General features: G+C 56.6%; 15 protein-coding genes and 4 tRNA genes. 11 read left to right on the top strand and 8 right to left on the bottom strand.

Features of this window, described 5'->3' with window-relative positions; all coding sequences use genetic code 11:
* The first annotated feature begins 32 nt into the window (after positions 1-32).
* From TU76_RS02690 to TU76_RS02680, 3 genes are all read left to right on the top strand, one after another.
* The gene (locus TU76_RS02690) at positions 33-446 is read left to right on the top strand and encodes a MarR family winged helix-turn-helix transcriptional regulator (protein ID WP_019827705.1); all 414 of its coding nucleotides are present in this window, start codon (positions 33-35) and stop codon (positions 444-446) included.
* Positions 447-511: 65 nt separating this feature from the next.
* On the top strand, positions 512-1,720 hold the full coding sequence (locus TU76_RS02685) for an MFS transporter (protein WP_019827704.1): 1,209 nt from the start codon (positions 512-514) through the stop codon (positions 1,718-1,720).
* A gap of 173 nt (positions 1,721-1,893) precedes the next feature.
* Positions 1,894-2,445: a glutathione peroxidase gene (locus TU76_RS02680; RefSeq protein WP_019827703.1), complete on the top strand. Its 552-nt coding sequence runs from the start codon at positions 1,894-1,896 to the stop codon at positions 2,443-2,445.
* An 88-nt stretch (positions 2,446-2,533) separates the two neighbouring features.
* Here the strand turns inward: TU76_RS02680 and TU76_RS02675 are convergent, their stop codons facing one another.
* The 3 genes from TU76_RS02675 to TU76_RS02665 all read right to left on the bottom strand — a co-directional run bounded on the left by TU76_RS02675 (position 2,534) and on the right by TU76_RS02665 (position 4,930).
* A complete protein-coding gene (locus TU76_RS02675) occupies positions 2,534-3,814 on the bottom strand; it encodes an OmpP1/FadL family transporter (protein WP_019827702.1) in 1,281 nt (426 codons plus the stop codon).
* A 146-nt stretch (positions 3,815-3,960) separates the two neighbouring features.
* Entirely contained in the window at positions 3,961-4,440 is a 480-nt protein-coding gene (locus TU76_RS02670; protein WP_019827701.1) for a hypothetical protein, read from the bottom strand.
* A gap of 265 nt (positions 4,441-4,705) precedes the next feature.
* Positions 4,706-4,930, bottom strand: coding sequence for a hypothetical protein (locus tag TU76_RS02665; RefSeq protein WP_007898912.1), 225 nt, complete (start codon positions 4,928-4,930; stop codon positions 4,706-4,708).
* A 999-nt stretch (positions 4,931-5,929) separates the two neighbouring features.
* On the opposite strand from TU76_RS02665, the gene TU76_RS02660 reads away from it, so the two are divergent.
* Positions 5,930-6,253, top strand: a complete 324-nt coding sequence (locus TU76_RS02660; protein ID WP_037032656.1) for an SEL1-like repeat protein — start codon at positions 5,930-5,932, stop codon at positions 6,251-6,253.
* 172 nt (positions 6,254-6,425) lie between these two features.
* Positions 6,426-7,790 carry a DNA recombination protein RmuC gene (locus tag TU76_RS02655; protein WP_173667422.1) on the top strand — a complete coding sequence of 455 codons (1,365 nt, stop codon included), beginning with the start codon at positions 6,426-6,428 and terminating at the stop codon, positions 7,788-7,790.
* A gap of 64 nt (positions 7,791-7,854) precedes the next feature.
* Here the strand turns inward: TU76_RS02655 and TU76_RS02650 are convergent, their stop codons facing one another.
* Positions 7,855-11,325 carry a hybrid sensor histidine kinase/response regulator gene (locus TU76_RS02650; RefSeq protein ID WP_048351042.1) on the bottom strand — a complete coding sequence of 1,157 codons (3,471 nt, stop codon included), beginning with the start codon at positions 11,323-11,325 and terminating at the stop codon, positions 7,855-7,857.
* Between the two features lie 315 nt (positions 11,326-11,640).
* Between TU76_RS02650 and TU76_RS02645 the strand changes: the two genes are divergently transcribed.
* Entirely contained in the window at positions 11,641-12,792 is a 1,152-nt protein-coding gene (locus tag TU76_RS02645; RefSeq protein WP_019827697.1) for a TDT family transporter, read from the top strand.
* A 135-nt stretch (positions 12,793-12,927) separates the two neighbouring features.
* Positions 12,928-14,802: an MFS transporter gene (locus TU76_RS02640; RefSeq protein WP_048351041.1), complete on the top strand. Its 1,875-nt coding sequence runs from the start codon at positions 12,928-12,930 to the stop codon at positions 14,800-14,802.
* Between the two features lie 108 nt (positions 14,803-14,910).
* Here TU76_RS02640 and sugE read toward each other — a convergent pair whose 3' ends face one another.
* The 3 genes from sugE to rdgC all read right to left on the bottom strand — a co-directional run bounded on the left by sugE (position 14,911) and on the right by rdgC (position 17,366).
* Positions 14,911-15,225, bottom strand: a complete 315-nt coding sequence (gene sugE / locus TU76_RS02635) for a quaternary ammonium compound efflux SMR transporter SugE (protein WP_048351040.1) — start codon at positions 15,223-15,225, stop codon at positions 14,911-14,913.
* Between the two features lie 118 nt (positions 15,226-15,343).
* Positions 15,344-16,309 carry a bile acid:sodium symporter family protein gene (locus TU76_RS02630; RefSeq protein ID WP_019827694.1) on the bottom strand — a complete coding sequence of 322 codons (966 nt, stop codon included), beginning with the start codon at positions 16,307-16,309 and terminating at the stop codon, positions 15,344-15,346.
* A gap of 136 nt (positions 16,310-16,445) precedes the next feature.
* Entirely contained in the window at positions 16,446-17,366 is a 921-nt protein-coding gene (gene rdgC / locus TU76_RS02625; RefSeq protein ID WP_019827693.1) for a recombination-associated protein RdgC, read from the bottom strand.
* Positions 17,367-17,526: 160 nt separating this feature from the next.
* Between rdgC and TU76_RS02620 the strand changes: the two genes are divergently transcribed.
* The 4 genes from TU76_RS02620 (at position 17,527) to TU76_RS02605 (ending at position 18,088) form a co-directional block, all read left to right on the top strand.
* Positions 17,527-17,602 (top strand) — tRNA-Val (locus TU76_RS02620).
* A gap of 19 nt (positions 17,603-17,621) precedes the next feature.
* A tRNA-Asp gene (locus tag TU76_RS02615) sits at positions 17,622-17,698 on the top strand.
* A 218-nt stretch (positions 17,699-17,916) separates the two neighbouring features.
* Positions 17,917-17,992: transfer RNA gene (locus TU76_RS02610), tRNA-Val, on the top strand.
* Positions 17,993-18,011: 19 nt separating this feature from the next.
* Positions 18,012-18,088: transfer RNA gene (locus TU76_RS02605), tRNA-Asp, on the top strand.
* Between the two features lie 152 nt (positions 18,089-18,240).
* Here the strand turns inward: TU76_RS02605 and TU76_RS02600 are convergent.
* Complete coding sequence (locus TU76_RS02600; protein WP_048351039.1) at positions 18,241-20,679, bottom strand: TonB-dependent siderophore receptor; 2,439 nt, start codon at positions 20,677-20,679, stop codon at positions 18,241-18,243.
* Positions 20,680-20,693: the final 14 nt, after the last annotated feature.

The following is a 20,693-nucleotide window of genomic DNA, read 5'->3' as shown; positions in this document are numbered from 1 at the left end:
ATTCTGTTTTATTGCGGGTATATACATACAAAATGTTACCAACTCAGTGTTTATGCACCAATCTGCGACGTGCTGCGCGTGGCGTGAGCAGGCATTACGACGGCGCTCTCGACGGCTTCGGGATCAACGTCGCCCAGTATTCTTTGCTGTGTAATCTCAAGCGGCTCGATCAACCCAGCATTTCCAGCCTGGCAGAAGCGATGGGGCTGGATCGCAGTACGTTGGGGCGTAATGTGCGGGTGCTTGAGGGCGCGGGTCTGTTGAAACTGATGGAGGGGGCTGATCAGCGTAATCGTCTGGTTTGCCTGACCCAGGCAGGGGACGAGTGCTTGACGGCTGCCCTGCCTGCCTGGGAGGACGCTCAGCAGCGCTTGATGGATCGTTTGGGTGAAGCCAAGCGCGCACAACTGTTACAGCTATTGGATGAGTTGGCAGGCACTGATTGAGAACACCCCCTAGGGGGCAGCGGTTCGATTATAAATGGGTATATACCCGCTCCCGGAGAACAACAATGACATCGGTGTGGCGCAACAGTGGATGGGTCCTTCTTGGCAGTGCGCTTATCCTGGCTCTGTCTTTGGGCGTAAGGCATGGGTTCGGTCTGTTTCTGCCTCCCATGAGCGCGCAATTTGGCTGGGGGCGTGAGGTGTTTGCCTTTGCTATTGCCTTGCAGAACCTGATCTGGGGCCTGGCTCAGCCTTTTACCGGGGCGCTGGCAGACCGCTTTGGCGCGGCCAGGGTGGTGATCGTCGGGGGTGTGTTGTATGCGGTGGGGTTGCTGTTGATGGGGCTGTCGGATTCGCCGCTGTCACTGTCGTTGAGCGCGGGGCTGCTGATCGGGATCGGTCTGTCCGGTACTTCGTTCTCGGTAATCCTGGGTGTCGTCGGGCGCGCCTTGCCCGCAGAAAAACGCAGCATGGGCATGGGGATTGCCAGTGCGGCGGGGTCTTTTGGTCAGTTCGCGATGTTGCCCGGTACCTTGGGGTTGATTGGCTGGCTCGGTTGGTCGACGGCGCTATTGGTGTTGGGTGTGTTGGTGGCGCTGATTGTGCCGTTGGTCAGCATGCTCAAGGATCGGCCGTTACCCAATCTGGGTGGCGAGCAAACCCTCAAGGAGGCTCTGCGTGAGGCGTGCTCGCACTCGGGCTTCTGGCTATTGGCGTTTGGCTTTTTTGTCTGCGGCTTTCAGGTGGTGTTTATTGGCATCCACTTGCCGGCCTATCTGGTGGATCAGCACCTTCCTGCGACAGTGGGTACGACGGTGCTTGCGCTGATTGGCCTGTTCAATATTTTTGGTACCTACACCGCCGGTTGGCTAGGAGGGCGGATGTCCAAGCCCCGTTTGTTGACAGGTTTGTACCTGGCCCGGGCGGTGGTGATTGTGTTGTTTCTGTGGGCGCCAGTAACGCAGTTCAGTGCATATCTGTTCGGCATGGCCATGGGGTTTTTGTGGCTGTCGACGGTGCCATTGACCAACGGTACGGTGGCAACCATGTTTGGCGTCCGTAACTTGTCGATGCTGGGCGGGATCGTATTTTTGTTCCATCAGCTCGGGGCATTCCTGGGCGGCTGGTTGGGTGGCGTGGTCTATGATCAGACAGGTAGTTACGATCTGATCTGGCAGGTCTCAATCTTGTTAAGCCTGTTGGCTGCGGCCTTGAACTGGCCGGTGCGCGAGCGCCCGGTGGCCCGTTTGCAGGCGCAGGGGAGTATGGGGTGAATTCAACCTGGATATGGCTCGGTGCAGCCAGTATTGGTGTTTTGTTGCTGGCCCTTGTGTGGTGGGGCTGGCATCAAGGCGGACTGGCTTTAATGCAGTTAGGCATGGGCGCTTGCTAGTGTGGCGTCGGGTGAGTAAGTTCTGAGCCTGCCTCTTTTTAAAGGACACCGATGATGCTTAAGCGCTGGATTGCGATGCCTGTACTGCTGATAGCTTGTGCCGGCTCGGTTTGGGCGGCGGATTGTCCCCCTTTGCTGGAAGGTACATTGCCTAAATTGCGGGCCAAGGAATCTATTGATCTGTGCCAGCGCTTTGCAGGCAAGCCGCTGTTGATCGTCAATACGGCGAGCTTTTGCGGCTTTGCCCCTCAATTCAAGGGGCTTGAGGCGCTGAACCAGCGCTACAAGGGTCAGGGGCTGGAGTTGATTGGTGTGCCGTCGGATGACTTCAAGCAGGAATCCAAAGATGGCGAAGAGACGGCCAAGGTGTGTTACGTCAATTACGGTGTGACTTTCACCATGATCGATCCGCAGCATGTGCGTGGGCCTGATGCGACGCACCTGTTCAAGGTACTGGCCGAGCAGAGCAGCGCGCCGAAGTGGAATTTCTATAAGTACGTGGTTGATCGTCAGGGCAATGTGATTGCCAGCTTCTCTAGCCTTACTAAACCCGATAGCCCGGAATTGATCGAGGCGATCGACAAGGCCATTGCTTCAAAGCCCTGAAACGCGCACCCATTAAAAATCCCCGCCTCGGTAACGAGAGCGGGGATTTTTTTGATTCAGCAGGCGAGGCGGTTGGCCTCGCGGTGAATCAGAACTTGTAGGTTGCACCTACTGCAAAGCCGTTAGCGCTGTTTTCATATTTGGCGCTGTAGCGGTTGATGCCTTTCGAATCGTTGACCTTGACCGACTCTTCCTTCAGGTAGGAGTAAGCCGCATCAATGGTTAGGTTCTCGTTGACGGCATAACCGGCACCCAAGCTGAAGATCGTCCGGTCACCGGTAGGAATGCGTGGCGAGCGATTTTCATTGTTGGTAGGCGATTGGTCCCAGGTCAGACCGGTACGCAGTACCCACTGCTTGTTCAACTGATAAGACGTGCCAATGGCGTAAGCCCAGGTGTCGTGCCAGTTTTGATCTTCTTTGATGGTGGTGAAAGCTTGAGCGCCACCTGCGCCAGCGTTGGCAGCAGTAACGCCTTCGTTTTTGACGGTAATGTCTTTCAGACGGCTCCAGCGCGTCCATGTAGTACCGGCATAGAGCTTCCATGCATCAGACATATCTTGGGTGACGGACAGGTCCCAGGACTCTGGGGTGTCGATCGACAGCGAAGCGTCATAGCGATTGCTTTTCAGCAGTCCAGCTGGTGTTCCGGCGCCAGCCTCGATGTCAGTGTGACCCTTGAGCTTGTAGCTGACTTTGGAGTGGTAGGTCAGGCCAACGCGGGTGGTGTCTGTCGCTTGCACCAAAATACCGGCGTTGAACCCCAGAGCTGTATCGTCGCCTTTGATTTTGACGTGGGCTTCAGGGGTGCCCGGGACCAACGCAAGATCAGATTCCAGCTTGCCAGCGATGCGGTTGATGGTTGGACCGAAGCCTACCGAAACCCGATCGTTGAATGCATAGCTGACAGTAGGCTGCAAGGTGACGACAGCAACGTCACTGGTGCTACCGAATGCACGGCCCTGGAAGTTTTTTTCATATTCTGTGGCAAGGCCGAATGGGGCATATACACCAAAGCCAACAGCCCACTGGTCGTTGAGTCGATTTGTATAGAAACCCATCGGTACGCCGGTGAAGGGCACCATATCGCCTTTGTTGGTACCTCTGGCGTTACCGCTGGCATCCTTGATGTTGGATGATGCATCAATTACAGCGACACCGCCGGTCACTTGCTGACCTTGAAGGCGGGACATACCGGCAGGGTTACCAAAAACGGTACTTGCATCGTCGGCAGAAGATGAACGACCTGCGAAACCGGTCCCCATACCGCTGACGCTTTGTTCGTTAAGTGCGAAGCCGCTGGCGAAAATCTGGCTGGAAGCCAAAGTGACAGCGAGGCCAAGTGTGGTCTTGAGCATTACTTTTTTCATTATTAGAACTCCTTATGATCACCGGACGAAAACTACCAACATTTTTGTTGAAGCGCTATAGGCTAAATCGCAGAAGATAGCGATGTTTTGTAGGACAATCCGACCGGTTTCAGGCTTTTTAGAGATTGTTGTAAGTGGCGGAAATCTCAAGCCACTTGGTTGAGAGGTAAAACGCAGGTACGCCAAGCATGGGCGAAATCCCGTAAACGTCCATGTGGTTCAAAGGCTTGGCGCCAAATTCTTGCCATGCCCAGCAGGTCATCGGCTGGTGGGATGGCGATCTTTTGCTGTTCGATCAACAACCAGGCAATGGCCGTGGCATACCGCAAATTAACGGTGAGCTCGAGGTGAGGGCTGCACAAGAATGCATGCTGGCTGGCCAGCCCCCGAACCAGGCTCGCCAGATCGGGGTCGTGGGCCAGGTACCCATCCCACAAGGCTGAATGACGAAGTTCGCGTATGCAGTAAAGGCCATGACCGTGACGATCATGCAGAGCCGAGCCTAAATGTGACTGGCTGGCTGCAATACCTAGCAACAAAGCTTCTGCGTCCGGGTTGTCCTGCCCCAGATACAGAAGCGTTGGTCGAATCACGTACTGGCTCAATTCCCTGGCGGCGATACCCATAAAGTCCTCGAGGCCCGAAATGACCAGCGATACCCTAGAGCTTGGCAGCTGTGGATCGAAAGGGTTCGCTGGAAGCGGAACATGCCGCTTAAGTTGAAGTGTAGTGTCATATCTTTGCTGTAAAGGACTGTTTTTAAAACATTTCAAGCTTCGGGTCGGTGGCTATATATCCGCAAGGACTTAAGCAATGCCGAATGTTTCTTAAATGGCAGGCAACAAAAAGCCCTGCGGATCAGGCAGGGCTTGTTGTGTAACGCTCAAGCTTTCAGGCAACAAGGGCCTGACGAGTACGCTCGATCACAGCTTGCAGAGGTTCTGCGCTGGAGTATTGGTCAGGGTACAAACGTTCGCTGTGACGTGCGATACCGTGTTCGTTGACCAGGGTGAAGCTGAAGCATCCTTTGCGAGCGGCCATAATCAGGCAGTTCATTGGAGCAAAGGCGTTGGTTAGGGTGCGAATGGCATCCTGAGTATGGATTTGAGTAGACATAGTTATTAGGTGTTCCTACAAATGACACGGATTCGATCCGTGCTGCGTTAAAACGTTCCAGTGACGCCGAGCCATTCTTTGGCTGGACGAAGAACCTGACTGGAACAAAGCCGCCAGTTGGAGCGCATTAATTATGTGGCGCTTGGGCTGGCAGGTAGGTACTTAGGAGGGCAGGCAATCACAACTGGAGCTAAGGTTCCGTGCTCCGGGTGAAGATCCTGATCAATTTGCAGGTTGGTTCGGTCAGAGTAAAAGAACTTCGCGATACCCTGTGCGTTTGTGCAGAGGCTGTATCGTCGCAAGTTTTACCTGGAAACCATCTAGGGGGTCGATCCCGCTTTGTCAGCGCTGCTTTGCATTACGCAAGGTGGCTGGGAGGATTTGTTCGGCCCGAATTGACTTTCAGCTTGGTACTAACGCTGCGGATACTAACGGGTTGAAATATTAAACGCAAGTGTGCTAGAAAAAATACTTTACGTAGTCGTGGCTCATGCAGTGAAAAATCCACTGGCGGCTCCGTACTTAGTCAGTGGTTTTGCTTGGTAATAGTACATATTTGGCCATTTACCAGGGACCGCCGAGCGGGTTTTATTGACTCAATACCTGCACAGCAGCGCTCTGTAGCGGTGCGCTGGCCTACAGATTATGCGCTGTAACGGCCCGGATTCCTGCTCTGAATGTGAACTTGTGCACATTTGCAGTGCTGCTCACAAAATCGGCGCAGATACCCGTGTGTTAGTCCGCCTAGCCTGTCTGGTAAATTTAAGTCAATGAAAAACATCGTTTTTTTTAATTGGTGAAAAAATCGACAGTTTGACCTGAGGCCCCGTAGGGTGGGCCTTTGCGGGGGTTAAACTGGGGTTGTCCACTGACTTATCCACAGGATCTGTGGATTGTCCCGTGCGCTTGCTCTAGATCAAGGGTGTAGACTTTTTTCGACTTTACCCAAAGAAAAAAAGGAGTAGAGTGGCGCGCCTTCTGTTCTGCCCACAGTGTCGTATGAAGTTCCGCACAGCTACTTCCTCTGTTACTCGCTCAAATACATCCAATGATGCCCCCAAACGCTTTTCTTTGCGGGTGGCCATCTGGTTGCTGGATAACCCGCGCCTGGGTGCCAACCCCAGCGTTCAGCACGTTGCCGGACATTTGCTCAAGCAGCCCGCGCGCCAGGGTGTAGTACTTGCGCAGAGTCGTTTGGGGCAATTGATGTGCCGTGAATGCGGCAGCGCCCGCGACCAGCGTATCGGCCATGAATTGTTGCGTCAGGCGGCCCGTGCTGGCGATCGTCTGGCACAGCAGGAATTGAGCAAGGCCGAAGACTGAACTGTCTTCGGCGCTGTCTGTTGGTTACCCTTGCTCTTTTACCTCGCGTGGAGGGGTTATGGCCCTGGATCTGAGCAGTCTGTTGCTTGGCCTGGCAGCAGCAAGCGTGCCATTACTGGCGTTTATCTGGCAGTTGCAGCGTCGTGCCAGTGGTCATCACGCTGAGCTTGCGTTGCTCAGCGAGCGTTTGAACACTGCGCAACTGGCCCAGGAAGGCTTGAGTGCCCAGCTGGATGCGTGCCGCGACGAAGTCAGTGATCTGGGGCAGGCCAATGCAGCCAAGCAGGCCGAACTGGCCGCGCTGCGTCGAGAGGTTGAGTTGTTGCAGGTGGAGCGCGATAATGGACGCGATGCTGCCCACGCCTGGAACCTGGAGCGCAATCAAAAAGAAGTCGAGCTGCGTCGCCTGGATGCTCATGCGTCTGCGCTGGCTGCCGAGTTACGCGAACAGCAAGACAGCCATCAGCAGCGACTCAATGACCTGCAAGGTTCAAGGGATGAACTGCGGGCGCAATTTGCCGAGCTGGCGGGCAAGATCTTTGATGAGCGTGAGCAGCGCTTCGCCGAAACCAGCAATGAGCGCCTAGGGCAACTGCTCGATCCGCTGAAAGAACGTATCCAGTCGTTTGAAAAGCGCGTTGAGGAAAGCTATCAGCAGGAATCGCGTGAGCGTTTCTCCCTTGGCAAAGAGCTTGAGCGCTTGCAGCAATTGAACCTGCGCCTGAGTGATGAGGCGACCAACCTGACGCGGGCCTTGAAAGGCCAGAAAACCCAGGGTAACTGGGGTGAGTTGATTCTGGAGCGGGTTCTTGAGCATGCAGGGCTTGAGAAAGGTCGCGAATACCAGACCCAGGTGAACCTCAAGGGGCCCGACGGCGAGCGTTTCCAGCCCGACGTGCTGATCATGTTGCCGGGTGACAAGCAGGTTGTAGTCGACTCCAAGGTCAGCCTGACGGCGTATCAACAGTACGTCAGTGCAGAGGACGACGTGATTGGGCAAGCGGCACTCAAACAGCACGTGTTGTCCCTGCGCAATCATGTAAAGGGGCTTGCCGGCAAAGACTACAAACGCCTGGAAGGGCTTCACAGCCTGGATTTCGTGCTGTTGTTCGTACCAATCGAGGCCGCCTTTTCGGCGGCGTTGCAAGCCGAACCAAACCTGTTTCAAGAGGCTTTCGATCGTCATATCGTGATCGTCAGCCCTACCACACTGCTTGCCACCTTGCGGGTGATTGACAGCCTCTGGAAGCAGGAGCGCCAAGGCCAGAATGCCCGTGAAATTGCCGAGCGCGCAGGCTGGCTCTACGACAAATTCGTACTGTTTATTCAGGATCTGGATGAGGTAGGCAATCGCCTTCAGCAGCTGGACAAGGCCTACAGTTCAGCCCGAAACAAGCTCACTGAAGGGCGAGGGAATCTGGTTAGTCGCAGCGAACAGCTCAAGTTGCTGGGCGCAAGGGCCAGTAAAAGCTTGCCTGCCGACTTGCTGGAGCGGGCCATGACCGACGTTGATGGCGTGGCCCATCCAGCGGAATAAGAGCTGGAGATGGGGTTTATGGGATCAAGCATGCTCCCACAAGTTTAGCCCCCTCCCTTCGCTGTCAGAGCGGCACATGCCTGCTCAGCAGCGCTCGCAGAACCGCAGGCTTAACCGGCTTAGGCAGGTATTCAAGGCCTGCGGCATGCACCTGTGCAATCATCTCCGGGCGGCCATCGGCGCTGATCACCACGCCCGGGACCGGTTCGCCCAACTGTGTTCGCAGCCAGCCCATCAGTTCTGTCCCGACCTCGCCATCATCCAGGTGATAGTCAACCAGTACCAGTTGCGGCCGCACGCCTTCGTTGAGCAGTGCGGCGCACTCTTCGCGGTTGCGTGCCGTCCACACGCGGCAGCCCCAGCGTGTGAGCAGGCTCTGCATGCCAATCAGGATGCTGTCTTCATTATCGACACACAGCACTTGAGCGCCTGCCAGTGGTTGTCCATTCTGCTCGGCAGCGACGGGCTGTGGCGCCGCCTGGCTCTTCGCCATCGGCACGCTGACGCTGAACACGCTGCCAAAGCCGGGCCATGAGCGTACTTGCAGGGTGTGGCCGAGCACCTGGCACAAGCCGTCGGCAATCGCCAAGCCCAGGCCCAAGCCTTTTTCGGCGCGGGTCTGGTGGCTATCGAGGCGTTTGAACTCTTCAAAAATGACCTGCAGTTTGTCTTCCGGGATACCCGGCCCGCGGTCCCACACCTCAAGGCACAGTTCGCCGCCGCGTCGTCGTACACCCAGCAATACGGGGCCTTTGGCGTAGCGAAAGGCGTTAGTCAGGAAGTTCTGCAAGATACGCCGCAGTAACTTGATGTCGCTGTTGACCCGCACACGGCTGCCCCGAACTCTAAAGTTCAAGCCCTGTTCCTGTGCCTGGGCGGTGAATTCATTGCCGAGGGTTTCAAACAGATCGTTAATGGCGAAAGGTTTGAGGTCGGGGGTGATCTTGCCGTTTTCCAGGCGCGAAATATCCAGTAGGTCACTGATCAGGTCTTCTGCGGAGCGCAATGAACTGTCCAGATGCTGCACCAGTTTCTGAGCTTCCGCGCTCAAGCCCTCTTCCTGGTGAGAGAGAGCAGCGGAGAACAGCCGTGCAGCGTTCATTGGTTGCATCAGGTCATGGCTGACGGCAGCCAGGAACCGGGTTTTGGATTGGCTGGCTGTTTCGGCCACGCCTTTGGCTTCGGTCAGCGCCTGATTCAGTTGCGACAGTTCAAACGTGCGCTCGGCTACCCGTTGTTCCAGGCCTTCATTGGCCTCGGTGAGCGCCTGCTCGGCTTCGCGGAACGCGGTAATGTCGGTAAAACTCATCACGAAACCGCCGCCCGGCATGGGGTTGCCGATCAGCTCGATCACTCGGCCATTGGGGAACAGCCGTTCAGAGGTGTGCGCCCGGCCCTGACGCATCCAGTGCAGGCGGCGAGCCACATGCACTTCAGCTTCGCCGGGGCCGCACAGGCCGCGTTCAGCATTGTGACGAATGATGTCTGCAATCGGGCGGCCCACGCTGATAAGGCCGTCGGGGTAGTTGAACAGTTCCAGATAGCGGCGATTCCAGGCCACCAGTTTGAGTGACTGGTCAACCACGCTGATGCCCTGGGTGATGTTCTCAATCGCGCCCTGAAGCAAGGCACGGTTGAACTGCAGCACTTCCGACGCTTCATCGGCAATACGTACGACGTCTTCCAGCTGCATTTCGCGTCCTTCAATGGCCGCTTTTACTACTGCGCGGGTAGAAGACGCGCCGAGTACCCCGGCCAATAGCCGTTCGGTATGGGCGATCCACTCGCCATTGGCGTTTTGGTTGGGGTTAAAGCCCTTGCCCTGACGGTACGCGAAGCGAATAAAACTCTGATGGGCGCGTTCTTCACCGACAAAGCGCGCCGCGAGGGCAAGCAGGTCGTTGACCTGTACCGAGAGCATGGAGCGGCCGCTGGGGTGGCTACTCAGTTCCTGGCCGATAAAGCGCCCGGCCTGCCAGTGTTCTGATACTCGGGTACGCGACAACACCGAGACCCATGCAAACAGGGTGAAGTTGCCGGCCAGCGACAGCACCACACCTTGGGTCAGCGGGGTGATCGACAGGCCCAGCGGATTGCTGTGCAACCACGCCAGCCCCGGGAAGTGGCTCAAGTGCCAACCAAAGCTGTGGGCGATGATCGGCAGTACCAGGGTGTAAAACCAGATAAAGGTGCCCGTAGCCAAGCCGGCAAAAACCCCGCGACGGTTGGCCTGCTTCCAGTACAGGGCGCCGAGCATGGCCGGGGCCAGTTGAGTGACGGCAGCGAAGGCGATCTGGCCGATGGTGGCAAGGCTGGCGGTCGAACCCAACAGGCGGTAGCTGACATAAGCCAGCAACAAAATCACCACAATCGATACGCGACGAACCGAAAGCATCCAGTGACGGAACACTTCGAACGGGCGCTCGGCGTTCTTATGCCGCAGTAGCCACGGCAGAAGCATGTCGTTGGAGACCATTGTCGACAGCGCGACACTGGCAACGATCACCATGCCGGTGGCCGCCGATGCCCCGCCAATAAAAGCCAGCAAGGCCAGCGCCGGATGAGCCTGAGCCAGGGGCAGGCTGATCACGAACGAGTCAGGCAAAACTGAGCTGGGCAGTAACATTTGACCTGCCAGAGCAATCGGTACGACGAACAGGCCCGCCAGAATCAGGTACGCCGGGAACACCCATTTGGCCAGTTGCAGGTCTTGGGGCTCGATGTTCTCAACCACCGTCACGTGGAACTGTCGGGGCAGGCATATGATCGCCATCATGGCCACGCCGGTCTGGACCACCATCGAAGGCCAATTGATAGTTTCCTTCCAGTACTGTTCGAGTCGCGGGGCGAGCATGGCCTGATTGAAGAGGTCGTCGAAACCGTCATACAGGCCATAGGTCACAAAGGCGCCCACGGCGAGAAATGCGAACAGTTTGACCAGCGACTCAAAGGCAATTGCCAGCACCATGCCCCGGTGGTGCTCGGTGGCGTCGAGGTTGCGCGTACCAAACAGTATGGTGAACAGTGCCAGTACCAGCGTCACGATCAGTGCCGTGTCCTCGACCCGTGAGCCGGTAGCGTCGGCGCCTGCTCCGATCAGCAGGTTAACCCCGAGCACAATGCCTTTGAGCTGCAGGGCGATATAAGGCAGTACACCCACCAGGCAGATCAGTGCCACCACAATCGCCAGCGACTGGGATTTGCCGTAGCGGGCGGCGATAAAGTCTGCAATCGATGTGATGTTCTCTTGCTTGCTGATCATCACCATCTTTTGCAGCACCCAGGGCGCGCATACCAGCAGCAGCACAGGCCCCAGGTAAATCGGCAGGAACGCCCAGAGCTGCTCGGCGGCCTGACCGACGGCGCCAAAGAACGTCCAGCTGGTGCAGTAAACCGCCAGCGACAGGCTATAGACCCACGCGCGAACCCGCGGCGGCAGCGGTTTGCTGCGCCGGTCACCATAGAAGGCAATGGCGAACATGATGGCCATATAGGCGAGGGCGACGGCGGCGATAAGCCCGCTGGACAACGACATGGACACTCCTGAGCGTGTAAGACCCGAGCAATCCGGCTGCGGGAAGCTAGTCTCGCATGATGTTCGGGGCGCGTCAGTGTCGACGATGGTCTGAGCGCGGCCTGGTGTCGCAGTTACAGGTTTGGCCTTTGTGCCGTCTGTGAGGCGGTGGGCGGTGGGCGGTGGAAAAGAGTATGAATCGGGCGTGGCGTGCTTGAGTTCAGGATATTCTGCGTTATCTATTAAATAGATAACAGTTAGAGAAATTACCCGTTATATAGATATTCGATTTGGTTCTACTCTAGTCCTACCTCATATGAGGAACAGGAGGAACCCATGACTTGCCCTAACAAAGCCAATGCCGGTTTTCGGCCCTTTAGCCACTTGCAGCACCCGCGCGAAGTGATCCGCCAGTTCACACCCAACTGGTTTGCCGCGACCATGGGGACGGGGGTTTTGGCGCTGGCGCTGGCTCAGTTACCAGTGCATATCCCTGGCCTGCGTGCCTTTGCCGAGGGGCTATGGCTGTTCAATATCGGTTTGTTCATCCTGTTCAGCGTGCTGTATGGCGCGCGCTGGATGCTTTACTTCGACGAGGCCCGACGCATTTTCGGACACTCCACGGTGTCGATGTTCTTCGGCACCATTCCTATGGGCCTGGCGACCATTATTAACGGCTTTCTGGTGTTCGGCGTGCCACGCTGGGGCGGCGAAATGGTGCAGGTGGCCGAGGTGCTGTGGTGGATTGATGTGGCTATGGCGCTGGGCTGCGGAGTGCTGATCCCTTATCTGATGTTCACCCGCCAGGATCACAGCATTGACCAGATGACCGCTGTCTGGCTGTTGCCGGTAGTCGCAGCAGAAGTCGCGGCGGCCAGTGGCGGGCTGTTGGCGCCTTATCTGACGGATACTGCCGCGCAGTTCCACGTGCTGATTACCAGCTATGTGCTGTGGGCATTTTCGGTGCCGGTGGCGTTCAGTATTTTGACCATTTTGATCCTGCGCATGGCGCTGCATAAGTTGCCTCACGAGAGCATGGCGGCTTCCAGCTGGTTGGCCTTGGGGCCTATTGGCACCGGCGCCCTGGGCTTGTTGTTGCTGGGGGCCGATGCGCCGGCGATTTTTGCCGCCAATGGCCTGGCGCGGATCGGTGAAATCGCGGAAGGTCTGGGGCTGATCTCCGGGGTTATTTTGTGGGGCGTTGGCTTGTGGTGGATCGTTATCGCGGCGCTGATCACGATTCGTTACTTCCGCTCGGGAATCCCGTTCAATCTGGGCTGGTGGGGCTTTACCTTCCCGCTGGGCGTGTACTCGCTGGCCACCTTGCGCCTGGGCAGCATGCTGCAGCTGACCTTCTTTGATGTGGCCGGTTGTGTGCTGGTGGTGGCGCTGGCGCTGATGTGGCTGCTGGTGGGGACTCGCACGGTGCAAGGCGCTTATCGTGGCGAGCTATTTGTGTCGCCGTGTATTGCAGGCTTGAAGAAGTAAAATTTGTGCTCGGGTTCTGTGGGAAAACGCCGAATTAGGTGTAACCGCAAACAGAACCCGAGCAAGGTTGTGTCCTGAGTGTTACAACGGCCCTCCAAAGAGAAAGCCTATCAGCGCAACGTGAGTACATGGACGATGAGCCACCCCTCGCAATTCAGTTTGCTAAGCAAGCGTCGCTTCCTGCCCTTTTTCGTGACCCAGTCCCTGGGCGCTCTCAATGACAACCTGTTCAAGCAATCCCTGATTCTGGCCATCCTTTATAAGTTGAACATCGAGGGTGATAGGGGGATTTGGGTCAACCTCTGTGCGCTGCTTTTCATCGTGCCGTTTTTTCTGTTCTCGGCGCTGGCTGGGCAGTTCGGTGAAAAATACCCCAAGGATCGCCTGATACGTCTGATCAAGTTGGGTGAAATCGCGATCATGATCGTCGCGGCCATAGGGTTTGCCTTTGATCATCTGGCCTTGATGCTGGTTGCCTTGTTTGCCATGGGCACACATTCGGCACTGTTCGGGCCGGTGAAATATTCGATCCTGCCGCAAACCCTGCGTGAGGAAGAGTTGGTCGGTGGTAATGGTCTGGTCGAAATGGGCACTTTTCTGTCAATTTTGGCGGGCACTATTGGTGCCGGAATCATGCTGTCGTCCAGTAATTACACAGTAATAGTCTCGGTAGTGATCATTGCGGTGGCAGTGTTGGGGTACCTGGCCAGCCGCGCCATTCCAGCCGCGCCTGCTGATACGCCGCAGCTTCGTTTGAACTGGAATATTTTCAGCGAGTCCTGGGCCACCCTGCGCATGGGGCTGAATCAGACGCCTGCCGTGTCGCGCTCTGTAGTGGGCAATTCGTGGTTCTGGTTTGTGGGCGCGATTTACCTGACGCAGATCCCGGCCTATGCCAAAGACTGGCTGTATGGCGACGAGACCGTGGTGACGCTGATACTCACTGTGTTTTCGGTGGGTATCGCCCTGGGATCGCTGCTGTGCGAGAAGCTTTCAGGGCGCAAGGTCGAGATTGGCCTGGTGCCCTTTGGCTCATTTGGGCTGACCGTGTTTGGCCTGCTGCTGTGGTGGCATTCGGGGCTGATGCCACAAAACATTCAGACCAACGATTGGCTGGGCGTGCTGGGGTTCAGTCAGGCCTGGTGGGTGTTGTTCGATATTCTCGGACTGGGTGTGTTTGGTGGCTTCTATATAGTGCCGCTGTACGCACTGATTCAGTCCCGGACCTCCGAAAGTGAGCGGGCGCGGGTCATTGCCGCCAACAACATCCTCAATGCGCTGTTTATGGTGGTGTCGGCGCTCGTCACCATCCTGTTGCTGAGCGTGGCCAAGTTGACGATTCCCGAGTTGTTTCTCGTGGTGTCGTTGATGAACATCGCGGTCAACACTTACATCTTCAAAATCGTTCCTGAGTTCAGCATGCGCTTCATGATCTGGCTGCTCAGCCATTCCATGTACCGCGTGCAACACAAGCACCTGGATCTCATCCCGGATGAAGGCGCGGCGTTATTGGTGTGTAACCACGTATCGTTTGTGGATGCACTGCTGATTGGCGGCGCGGTACGCCGTCCGATTCGTTTTGTGATGTATTACAAAATCTACAACCTGCCAGTGCTGAACTTTATCTTCCGCACAGCGGGCACGATTCCGATTGCCGGACGTGGCGAAGACGAGGCGATCTACGAGCAGGCGTTCGACAGGATTGCCCGGTATCTGAACGATGGCGAGTTGGTGTGCATCTTCCCTGAGGGCAAACTCACCACCGATGGTCAGATCAATGAGTTCAAGGCGGGAGTGACGCGGATTCTGGAACGCACGCCGGTGCCGGTGATTCCGATGGCGTTGCAAGGGTTGTGGGGCAGCTTCTTTAGTCGCGACCCGAACAAGGGTTACTTCAAGCGACTTTGGTCACGGGTGACGTTAGTCGCTGGCGAACCGATGACGGCCACTGAGGCCACGCAGAAAGTGTTGCGTGAGAGGGTGACGGCGTTGCGCGGGGCGGTCAAATAGGTAACACAAATGTGGGAGCGGGCTTGCTCGCGATGCAGGCGCTGCGGTTCTTCAGTAAAACCGCATCGACCGCCATCGCGAGCAAGCCCGCTCCCACAGTTTGTTGTGTTATGCGCTGATCTTGAGGCCAATCAGGCCGGCAATGATCAGGGCCACACTGGCCAGCCGGAACAGCGCCATCGACTCACCAAACAGGATGATCCCGGCGATCACCGTACCTACTGCGCCGACACCGGTCCAGATTGCGTAGGCAGTGCCCAGTGGCAGTTCTTTCATGGCAAGGCCCAGCAGGCCAAGGCTGATGATCATGGCGCCTACGGTCAGTGCCGTAGGTAACGGGCGGCTGAAGCCGTCCGTATATTTCAGGCCAACAGCCCAGCCAACTTCAAACAGGCCTGCGAAAAACAGAATGATCCAGGACATATTCATCTCCATCAACTGATGGGGTCGTCCCCAGAATAATCACTCGTTGAGTCGCGAGGTCGTCCTCGCAGTGCGCAGTATATTGCACATGATTATTCCGTCAGGCAACCCCGAAATTTCACTCAGTTGCAGCTTTGGCTGCCGCCAGACGATCTTCTTTCTCGCTCATGCGCCGGAAATACGTCGACAGCAGCGCCCCCGAGATGTTGTGCCACACACTGAACAGCGCGCTGGGTACGGCTGCCAGCGGCGAGAAGTGTGCGCTGGCCAATGCCGCGCCCAACCCGGAGTTCTGCATGCCGACTTCCAGCGCCAGGGATTTGCGTTGGGCCAGCGGTAGCTTGAACAGACGACCGGTAAAGTAGCCTAGCAAATAGCCGAAGCTGTTGTGCAGTATCACCACGGCCATGATCAGCAAGCCCGATTTGGCAATCTGAGCCTGACTGGCCGCCACTACGGCCGCGACGATGATCACGATGCTGACCACCGAGACCAGGGGCAGTACGTCCACGGCAAAGCGCACCCGTGCACCGAGCAGACGTTGGGCCAGCACACCAAGCACAATCGGCAGCAGCACAACTTGCAGGATCGACCAGAACAGCTCCATGAATGAAACCGGCAGCCAGGCTGAAGCCAGCAGCCAGATGAGTGCCGGGGTCAGCAATGGGGCGAGGAGGGTGGTCACGGCGGCAATCGCCACAGACAGTGCAAGATCACCGCGTGCCAGCCAGGTCATGACATTGGACGAAGTGCCGCTTGGGCAGCAGCCAACCAGAATCACGCCGACGGCGATCTCGGGTGGCAAGTGGAACACTTGGCAGAGCAACCACGCCACGCCGGGCATGATCACAAAATGAGCAACCACGCCCAGCGCCACGCGCCACGGATGGCGGGCGACTTCGGCGAAGTCTTCGAGTTTGAGGGTCAGCCCCATGCCGAACATCACGACGCCCAGCAAAGGCACGATGTAGCCTTTAAGGCCGACAAACCAGGCGGGTTCAAGAAACGCCAGCACGGCGAAAATCAGCACCCAGTAAGCAAAGGTATTACCGACAAAGCGGCTTAAAGCAGCCAGTGCGCGCATGGTGATCCTTATTATGATTATGGTGGTGGATATGAGTGTGGGAGCGAGCCTGCTCGCGATAATCGAGTGAGCGCCCTGGCGCTTCGACCTTCGCGAGCAGGCTCGCTCCCACAAAAAGACGGTTGCAGTGGGTTGTTTAGATCCCCTGCGGAATCTCTTCGCCGCCCAGTGCTTCAAACAGTTGCGGCAAGAACTCGCCGAAAGTCAGCATCATCAGGGTGAAGCTGGCGTCCTGCTGGCCCAGATCGTCGTCACCGCCGTCCTGTTCAGCCTGGTCTTGGAGCAAGTCTTCGAACTTGAGGCGTTTGACCACCAATTTGTCATCCAGTACGAACGACAGTTTGTCTTGCCATGCCAGTGACAATTGGGTCACCACTTTACCGGTACTCAAATGCAGCTGGATCTCGTCGCTGGTCAGGTCCTGACGTTTGCAGCGAATGATGCCGCCGTCTTCATGGGTATCGCGCAGCTCGCATTCGTCGAGGACGAAGAAGTTGTCGGCGGCTTTTTGGGTTTTGACCCACTCGGTCATGACGGCGCTTGGTGCGATTTTGACTGCCAGAGGGCGAACTGGCAGCGAGCCGATCACTTCACGCAATGTGGACAGCAGGTCTTCGGCGCGTTTTGGGCTTGAAGCATTAACCAGGATCAGGCCCTGCTTGGGGGCGATGGCGGCAAAGGTCGCCGAGCGGCGAATAAAGGCACGGGGCAGGAACGCCTGGATGATTTCATCCTTGAGCTGATCGCGCTCCTTCTTGTAGACCTTGCGCATTTGCTCGGCTTCGATCTCGTCGACCTTTTCCTTTAAAGCATCGCGCACAACGCTGCTTGGCAGGATGCGTTCTTCTTTACGAGCGGCGATCAGCAGGAAGTCCTGGCTGACGTGAACCAGGGGTGCGTCTTCGCCTTTGCCGAACGGGGCAACGAAACCGTAGGTGGCTACTTCCTGGCTTGAACACGGGCGGGCCAGTTTGGTGGCCAGTGCAGTTTCCAGCACCTGCGCATCAAAAGGCAGATCTTGGGTCAGGCGATAGATAAGCAGGTTTTTGAACCACATGGGGTGAATCACTCCTATATACAAAGACGCATTATTCGCTTGATAGCCTTAATAGGCCAACCCTGCGCTAAGCCTTTGTCACCGTTAGAAAAATTATTTTAAAAAGTGCTTGCCAGACTATAGGTCGCTACGTAGAATGCGCGCCACACCGAGAGTGAAAGGGTGATTAGCTCAGCTGGGAGAGCATCTGCCTTACAAGCAGAGGGTCGGCGGTTCGATCCCGTCATCACCCACCATTCGCTCACAGTGTTACGCGCAGCGGTAGTTCAGTCGGTTAGAATACCGGCCTGTCACGCCGGGGGTCGCGGGTTCGAGTCCCGTCCGCTGCGCCATTTTTTGTACCATGAGCCCCTTGAACGCTTGTGGTTGGATAAGCCCGCTAAATGCAGGTTTTCCTGAAAGGCTTCGATATTGTAGTTCGCTGCAATATCAAAGATGCAGGGCGTAGGAAACGGAAGTTTTTACAGGGTTTTTAAAAAAACTTGAATAAAAACAACCACTTACACAAAAAGTGTGAGAGAATGCGCTCCGCAACGAAAGTGAAGTGAAAGGGTGATTAGCTCAGCTGGGAGAGCATCTGCCTTACAAGCAGAGGGTCGGCGGTTCGATCCCGTCATCACCCACCATTTACTTTCAATGTTACGCGCAGCGGTAGTTCAGTCGGTTAGAATACCGGCCTGTCACGCCGGGGGTCGCGGGTTCGAGTCCCGTCCGCTGCGCCATATTCGGAATACAAGCCCCTTGAACGCTTGTGATCCACATGAAGCCTGCCTAGTGCAGGCTTTTTTGTGCGCGTGTGTTTTGTTGGCGGCAAAAAAAACGTAGCGGCTGCCTCGTTCCTACGGCAGCTGCTACGAAAATTGCATTTGCCCTTTTAGAAGTCCCAGCGCGTTGTCACCATTACGTTGCGCGGATCACCGTAGTAGGACGAGTTGTAAAAACCGACGTTGGTGTAATACGACTTGTCGAACACGTTGTTCAGGTTGACGGTGGCCGACAGGTTTTTCGAAATCTGATAGCGCGCCATCAGATCAACCAGCCAGTACGGATCCTGGGAAAACTTTTCCTCGACGCCACCTTTGTTCCAGTTGGTCAGCACCTGCCATCCCGTGCTCTGCCAGCGAACACCGCCGCCCAACGTCAATTTGTCGAGATCACCGGTCAGCTTGTAGCTGGTATACACGTTGATCTGGTCTTCAGGCTCCCAAGTCGAGACCTTTTTGCCACTTTGGTCGCGTATGACCTTGTGTGTGTAGCCCGCTTGCAATTGCCAGCCAGGCATCAGCTCCCCGGAAATTTCTGCCTCATAACCCTTGGTCGTGGCTTTGATGCCTTTATAGGCGTAGTCAATGTCGGGGTTAGTTGGATTGCCGTTGTAGGCCGTATCTGCTTCAGGGCGGTTGTCCTGATGTACTTCGAAGTACGCCAGGCTTGAATTCAGGCGGCCATCAAAGAACTCGCCTTTCAGGCCCAACTCATAGTTGGTGCCTTCATCCGGCTCAAGCATCTTGTTGTCGCGATTGCGGTAGTACGACTGCGGCAGGAAGATTTCTGTATAGCTGGTGTAGGCCGAAATAGTGTCGTTGATGTCGTAGATCAAGGCTGCATAGGGAAGCACTTTGCCCGTATCTTTAGCGTGACTGGTGCCGGTCAGGGTGTAGTTGGCCACTCGGGTGCCCAGCATAAGCTTCAGGTCGTCGGTCAGGCTGAAACGACCCGTCACGTATGTACCTGTCTGACGCGTGGTTTCATCATTGATCGACGTGACATTACCCCAGTCCGGCTCAAGGCTGTCGCCCTTCCAGTTGTAGTAGTCGTAGGCGTTGTTCACCATCTTGGCGTTGGTGTAATCCTTGCCGGTCCAATGGGATCTGGAGACCGAGCCGCCAATGACCAGCTCGTGTTCGCGTCCCAGCAGGCTGAAAGGGCCAGTGGCAAAAAGGTCACCGCTGTCGCTGACGTATTCACCGGTGTACTTGCGGGCAAGCATGGGCGCAAGGCCGGTGGTGGCATCCGGATCGAGCAATGCACCCAAAGGGGCGTTATAACCGTTGATTTGATGGTTGTATTGGCCTTTGACTACCCAGCCACTGTCAAAATTGTGCTCCAGAGTCGAGAAAACCGTCCGGGTGTATTGCTCCCAACTGCTCCATTTTGCGCCGTTGTTGAATGATCGAGAGGTGCTGATTCGATCACCCTTGGAGTTGAAGAGCGAGGCGCTGCCCGACCAGCTTGAGCCTTTGGGGTTATTGTCCTGATAGTCGGCGCCAAGGGTCAGCAGGGTGTCTGGGCTCAAGTCCACCTCAAGAATGCCGTAGTACACCTCGCTGTCGCGCTTGTAGTGATCCATGAACGAGTGCTTGTCCTGATAGGCCGCCACCGCCCGGCCACGCACATTGCCGCTCTCGGTCAAGGGCCCGCTGATATCGATCTCGGAGCGGTAGTTGTTCCAGGAGCCCGCTCCCACGTCGATATGCGCCTTGAATTCATGGGTGGGTTTTTTACGCACCATATTGATGGTGCCGCCCGGCCCCCCGGCGCCGGTGAGTAGCCCGGTTGCGCCCTTGAGGATCTCGACCCGGTCGTAGATCGCGGTGTCGGTCAGGGTGTGCCCGGCAGAGTATTGCGGGTCTTGCAGGATCGGGATGCCGTCGTACTGAAAGTTTTTGATCGCAAAGCCGCGGGAATAATAGCTGGTGCGATCACTGTCGTAGGTGGCCACGGTGATGCCGGGAGTGTGGCGCATCACATCATCGATCGAGTTGAGGCCAAAGTCGTCCATTGCCTGGCGCGTCACTACGGAAATCGACTGCGGTGTTTCTCGCGGTGTCAGCACCATGCGTGTTGCGGTTGCAATGGAGCCTGGGGTGTAGGAGCCGGACCCTTCGGTAATAGTGCCCAGCTGGTTGGCGCTGACCTGAGTGGCGCCCAACTCCAGCGAACCGCTCGCAGACGGTAGAGCGTCGAGCATATAGCCATTGGCACTTTTGACCGCTGTGTAGCCACTGCCACGTAGCAGTGCTTCGAATCCGCCTTGTTCGTTGAAGGCACCATGCAGACCAGGCGTCGACAGGCCCTCCAGAGTGCTCGACTGAAAAATGATCGCCACACCGGCCTGCTGCGCGAAGCGATTTAACGCGTTGCTCAGCGGGCCTGCAGGAATGTCATAGGTTTGCACGGCCGCCGATTGTGCCTGGGCGGTCGAGGTACAGATCACACCGGCCGCCGAAGCGACACTCAAGTGAATTGCCAGGGCCAGCGGCGTGCAGGTGCGCGGGCCAAGGCGCCCGCGCAGGTTGGAGGAAGTCAGCATGGAAAGCGCAGTCC

Source organism: Pseudomonas psychrophila (assembly GCF_001043005.1).
GTDB lineage: Bacteria > Pseudomonadota > Gammaproteobacteria > Pseudomonadales > Pseudomonadaceae > Aquipseudomonas > Aquipseudomonas psychrophila.
This window is presented reverse-complemented; position numbering and strand designations above follow the sequence as displayed.